The sequence below is a fragment of the Snodgrassella alvi genome (assembly GCF_002777425.1).
GTDB classification, from domain to species: domain Bacteria; phylum Pseudomonadota; class Gammaproteobacteria; order Burkholderiales; family Neisseriaceae; genus Snodgrassella; species Snodgrassella alvi_B.
This window is the reverse complement of the sequence record NZ_MDVC01000074.1, coordinates 1-4,730: the sequence shown is the minus strand read 5'-3', so window position 1 is coordinate 4,730 and position 4,730 is coordinate 1. Positions and strand designations below refer to the sequence as shown.

At 42.6% G+C, this 4,730-nt stretch carries 7 protein-coding genes; 2 read left to right on the top strand and 5 right to left on the bottom strand.

Going from position 1 to position 4,730, the window contains the following annotated elements; genetic code table 11:
- A partial coding sequence (locus tag BGI33_RS07230) for an integrase core domain-containing protein (protein ID WP_144235395.1) occupies positions 1-728 on the top strand: 728 nt, incomplete at its 5' end.
- A 297-nt stretch (positions 729-1,025) separates the two neighbouring features.
- Entirely contained in the window at positions 1,026-2,006 is a 981-nt protein-coding gene (locus BGI33_RS07225; protein ID WP_100090587.1) for a bile acid:sodium symporter family protein, read from the top strand.
- Positions 2,007-2,608: 602 nt separating this feature from the next.
- Here BGI33_RS07225 and lysC read toward each other — a convergent pair.
- The 5 genes from lysC to BGI33_RS07200 all read right to left on the bottom strand — a co-directional run bounded on the left by lysC (position 2,609) and on the right by BGI33_RS07200 (position 4,668).
- Positions 2,609-2,806 (bottom strand): Rz1-like lysis system protein LysC, encoded by a 198-nt coding sequence (gene lysC / locus BGI33_RS14360; RefSeq protein ID WP_100090586.1) that lies wholly within the window; start codon positions 2,804-2,806, stop codon positions 2,609-2,611.
- A complete protein-coding gene (locus tag BGI33_RS07215; RefSeq protein ID WP_100090585.1) occupies positions 2,760-3,095 on the bottom strand; it encodes a hypothetical protein in 336 nt (111 codons plus the stop codon). Before BGI33_RS07215 ends, lysC begins: the two co-directional genes overlap by 47 nt.
- 2 nt (positions 3,096-3,097) lie before the next feature.
- Positions 3,098-3,529 carry a M15 family metallopeptidase gene (locus tag BGI33_RS07210; RefSeq protein ID WP_100090584.1) on the bottom strand — a complete coding sequence of 144 codons (432 nt, stop codon included), beginning with the start codon at positions 3,527-3,529 and terminating at the stop codon, positions 3,098-3,100.
- A gap of 330 nt (positions 3,530-3,859) precedes the next feature.
- Positions 3,860-4,192 carry a hypothetical protein gene (locus tag BGI33_RS07205; protein WP_100090583.1) on the bottom strand — a complete coding sequence of 111 codons (333 nt, stop codon included), beginning with the start codon at positions 4,190-4,192 and terminating at the stop codon, positions 3,860-3,862.
- Positions 4,192-4,668 carry a hypothetical protein gene (locus tag BGI33_RS07200; protein ID WP_100089854.1) on the bottom strand — a complete coding sequence of 159 codons (477 nt, stop codon included), beginning with the start codon at positions 4,666-4,668 and terminating at the stop codon, positions 4,192-4,194. Before BGI33_RS07200 ends, BGI33_RS07205 begins: the two co-directional genes overlap by 1 nt.
- Positions 4,669-4,730: the final 62 nt, after the last annotated feature.

Here is a 4,730-nt window from a genome sequence, read left to right as displayed (position 1 = left end):
AAAAAAGGCTGATCGCTCTGGAAACAAAAGTAGCTCAGGAAGGGCTTGTGTTAACAGAAAGCCAGCTACAGGCTTTAGAGAAAGCGAAAGCAGCGCGAGAGGCACAAGGTGAAATTGAGACCCAGCATCCTGGTTACTTATGCGCACAAGATACATATTATGTTGGTCATATTAAAGGGATTGGGAAAATATACCAACAAACGTTTATTGATACCTATTCAAGACTGGCGTTTGCTAAAGTATATACGGAGAAAAACAGTTTAGTTGCTGCGGATATACTCAATGATAAAGTGATACCATTTTTTGATAATGAGCAGGTAGCGCTTTTACGAATTCTGACGGATAGAGGAAGTGAGTATAACGGTCATAAAGAGCGTCATGCATACGAACTATATCTGAATTTGGAGGATATAGAGCATACGAAAACAAAAGCCTACAGTCCGCAAACGAATGGTATCTGTGAGCGGTTCCATAAGACGATGAAGACCGAGTGTTATGATATTATGTTTAGACGTAAAATATATACAGAACTGAAAGAGATACAACAAGATATTGAGCTTTGGCTAGAGTTTTACAATCGGGAAAGAGCACATTCAGGGAAATACTGTTATGGTAAGACACCCTGGCAAACTTGGGTAGAGACAAAAGGACTGGCTAAAGAAAAGCAGCTAGAGAATTTATTTTACTCATCAGACAGTCATTGTGTTAGAACGAATGCCGATGAGTAGGTGGTGTCTGTCAGATTAAGTTTGAGCTAGTACATCCTCCGAAAATTGCAATAAATTTTTGCAGCCTATGCTTATTGCTACAATCACAAACGGTTATATTCTTCGTTAAACTATTTTTCTCCTACGGAATCTAACAAATAATTCCTCTTTACTTTTGTTATTCAAAATGTGTTGCCCTTCCAATCCACTGTTGGCCAGATTAATCCTTTTTAACTCACTTACCTGCTATTTTTCATCAAGTCTTTTACGCTAAAATAATGCCTTTGGTGACAATACGCCTGCATAACGGTTACTGCCATGAATAATCTGCTCAAAAAATTTTATATTGATCCGTTTTTACTGGCGATGCTAACTGTTGTAGGCACTGCTACTGTTCTGCCCTGTCAGGGCAGCGCAAAAACATTTTTCAGCTATCTGACCACCATTGCCATTGCTCTGCTGTTTTTTATGCATGGTGCCAAACTGTCCCGTCAGGCTATTACAGAAGGCATCAGGCATTGGCGGCTACATCTGGTGGTATTTTGCAGTACGTTTATATTGTTTCCGCTAATCGGGTTAGGTTTGCGGATTTTGGTACCGCACTGGCTTTCTCCTGAGCTTTATCTGGGTTTTCTGTATTTGTGTGCACTACCTGCTACGGTGCAATCTGCAATTGCTTTCACTTCTGTCGCCGGTGGAAATGTGGCCGCAGCAGTGTGCAGTGCTTCAGCCTCAAGCATTCTCGGCGTTTTTCTGTCACCAGTACTGATTGGTCTGATGATGCCTACCAGCGGCAACAGCGTTGATACTACAGCCGCAATTGAATCGATTCTGTTGCAACTGATGTTGCCTTTTGTTGTAGGCCATTTGGCGCGGCCACTGATTGCCAACTGGATTCATAAACACAAAGTATGGATAAACCGTACTGACCGTAGCTCAATTCTGCTGGTGGTTTATGTTGCTTTCAGTGATGCGGTAGTTGAAGGTTTATGGCATAAGGTTAACTTAGGTTCAATCGGTATGATTGTTATGCTGAGCCTGCTGATACTATTTTTGGTTATATGTATCAATACACTGGTTGCGCGCTCGCTAGGCTTCAATCGCGCTGATGAAATTACTATTGTTTTTTGCGGTTCCAAGAAAAGTCTGGCCAATGGTGTTCCTATGGCCAATGTCCTGTTCCCTGCCAGCATAGTAGGGATTATGCTGTTACCACTGATGATTTTTCATCAGTTGCAACTGATGATCTGTGCGGTACTGGCACAACGTTACGCACATTTAAACGAAACTGCACAGTAACAGGATAAGCAGCTAATACGGACTAGCAAAATTTTCTGCTTCGGCCTGTATAGCAATCAATAATTTATTAAATATATATTCAGAAACCTGCCAAAACGATTTGGCCAGTTGGGCACGGTGGCATTTTTCTATCGAAAACAGATGAATTTACTTTTATAAAATATTTTGATAATCAATGCATTAAACTGGTGCCAGTAGCATGCAACACATGCCATTATGTACATAAAACATCATACAGCTACATACCGCCACAAATACCGTATTTTCTAGCTTTCCTTTGGATTTCGTAAAACACATAACGCGCCATAACGGCGCATATTATATCACTTTCGTGTCACAGAATTGTCACACATTTAATGCATTTTAGATGTTTGATTTTCTTTATCAGCAGTTGTTCCGATCTCCGAAACAACTGAATTTCTAACACATACAATATCAACCCCAAACGGTTAGATGCGGCTTGTGTATGATGCATAGGTTTGGGTACCACCTTAAATTATTAATTATTAAATAGTTACGAGTAAATATGAACGATTTGGGTACCAGGTAATACATTTCAACCGTTGTGATCTTCACAACGGTTGATTCTTTGCTTACACGCTTTACTGAATAGCATTTACTAGCGCGCTATGCCGCCTTGCGCAGTCGTTATACTTCCCTACTACCCCAACTGCCCACGGCAAGATGTCTGCGCCTGTAGCCCCGTTTAACGGGCTTAATGCAGGGCATGGCTCAGTAAGGTTAGCTGGAATACTAGCGACTGCTGATTGCTTCGTTGATGATGCGCACCCCTGAAGCATCCAGACACACATTAGTGTACACAGGAACTTTAACAATCTTTGTAACTTGTGCTTGTCGTTCATCTTGTTTTACCTCATTCTTCGCTTTCTGTTTCTCATATTCTTGGCTGGCTTTGTTAGCCGCCTCCTGTTGTTTGGCCAAAGCTTCCTGATACTGGTGCTGAACTTCTTCCGCACCCTTGCTATAGCCTTTCTGGTACTGCTTACTGCCGTAGCTAAGCACTGCAAACAGCACCATCAAAACAAGCAAAGCCCAAGCGCCTACTGCCAGGTAATTAATATTTCTCATCGCTACACCTCAAAATGCGGATAGTCTTTAGTCTTTGCCCAATCCCCACCCCAGATCATTTTTACGCCCAATTCTGCTGCGGCTTGTTTCATAGCTTCGGCGATTACCCGAAATTTCTTTAAATCATTCCAATCTACCGGATACGGCACTAAATCCACCGCCTTGCCTGTGGTGTGCTTGCTCGCAAACGGATTATTTAACCAGGTTACTTTGCTCAAGCTTGGCTGGGCGTATTTAGCTGGCACGCCTTTGATAGAACATTGTTGTGCTGTTCGCCCTTTGCCGTAGTTAATGCAGCACTGCTCACGGCTGCGCAAACCCTCAGTTACCATAAAATCCTGTTTAGTAATTTCAATGGCTCGCTTAACCACTTTAACCAGATTAGCGTCTACTCCTTGCAGATTTCCCAAAGAGCGCTGGCTTAATTTGTACATATTAAAAACCTTTCACACATAAAAAAAGCAGCCGTAATGGCCGCATCGTCGTTGTTTTAAAAAATCACCACTATTTAATCGCGCTGATTATTTCAGGCAGTCGCCATGCGAAAATGAGTAACAGTAGAATAAGTGCTGCCGTCCACATCGTTTTACGCAACTCTTTAGGTGTAAAATTAATAGCTTCCATAAGAATTCCTAGAAACTTAAACGTAAATCGTTTATCATTGGCCATGTTGTTTAAAGCCTCGTTTGAATAACGAATGCCCTAAGGAGTTCGAGTCCCTGAGGGCAATTTTTTTATGTTAAAAAGCCTGTCGATAAGGCCACCTATTTCTGCCCGTCGTCTCTATCACCAATCATCTTCTCTGCCCTGTTACAAACCGCATTAATCAGCTTTTGTGCCATCTTTGGTGCGGTGGCCTTGAACGCATCCAGTAGAGATGTGGAAGCCATACCGGCAAATACACCAGCACCGGCAAATAGCCACGGGTGGTTCTGCGTGAAGAAATATTCCGTTAATGCTGCCGCAAAAACCATGCCTATGATGATGAACGTAACGGTTAGTACTGTCCCATAGCGTTTGTAATCAGACACCACCAGCGCGCCTAGAAAGCCGCCAGCAAGGGCAAAGCAATTGGCTAGTGTGAAAGCCTCGTCCATTATTCACCGCCTTTTTTGTCTTCTACCCGTTTGGTGTGTTTGATTAGATTCCTGCCGGCAAGGGCGCAGATGATGGCAATAATGGGATAGGTGGTCATGCCTGTAGACAAAGGCGGGTATGCTGCGATAAATGCCCCGGATATAACAACCCAGATTAATGCCGACCAGATCAGGAAACAGCCAGATAGGATATTGCTGCGGCTGGAATGAAAAAAGGCAGCAAATAGCTGCCCTGCTGCCACAAATACCAAGATGGCCACGAATATCTTAGGATGAAGATGTAGGAATTTTTCATATAAATCCTCTTTAATCATCTCCTCGCCATGCAGTGCAAATACAAGGGCAAACCCCAGCATGGCAAACCCGCTTAGTACCTCAATTATTCGTGTGCCGGTACCAAATAACCAATCTTGGAATTTATCCGGTAAAAAGCGTAAATCAAGCAACCAGTGTAACCATTTAAATGCTTTAAGCATGGTGAATTTACTCCATAAAAATACCGCCAGTAGGCGGTTAGTCGTTTAATAAAAAAGCCAGC

Excerpts from the sequence above, each read along its gene's own strand:
- BGI33_RS07205 (WP_100090583.1), bottom strand. The coding sequence starts at position 4,192 with ATGGACGAGGCTTTCACACTAGCCAATTGCTTTGCCCTTGCTGGCGGC.
- BGI33_RS07200 (WP_100089854.1), bottom strand. The coding sequence starts at position 4,668 with ATGCTTAAAGCATTTAAATGGTTACACTGGTTGCTTGATTTACGCTTT.
- lysC (WP_100090586.1), bottom strand. The coding sequence starts at position 2,806 with ATGCTTCAGGGGTGCGCATCATCAACGAAGCAATCAGCAGTCGCTAGT.
- BGI33_RS07215 (WP_100090585.1), bottom strand. The coding sequence starts at position 3,095 with ATGAGAAATATTAATTACCTGGCAGTAGGCGCTTGGGCTTTGCTTGTT.
- BGI33_RS07225 (WP_100090587.1), top strand. The coding sequence starts at position 1,026 with ATGAATAATCTGCTCAAAAAATTTTATATTGATCCGTTTTTACTGGCG.
- BGI33_RS07210 (WP_100090584.1), bottom strand. The coding sequence starts at position 3,529 with ATGTACAAATTAAGCCAGCGCTCTTTGGGAAATCTGCAAGGAGTAGAC.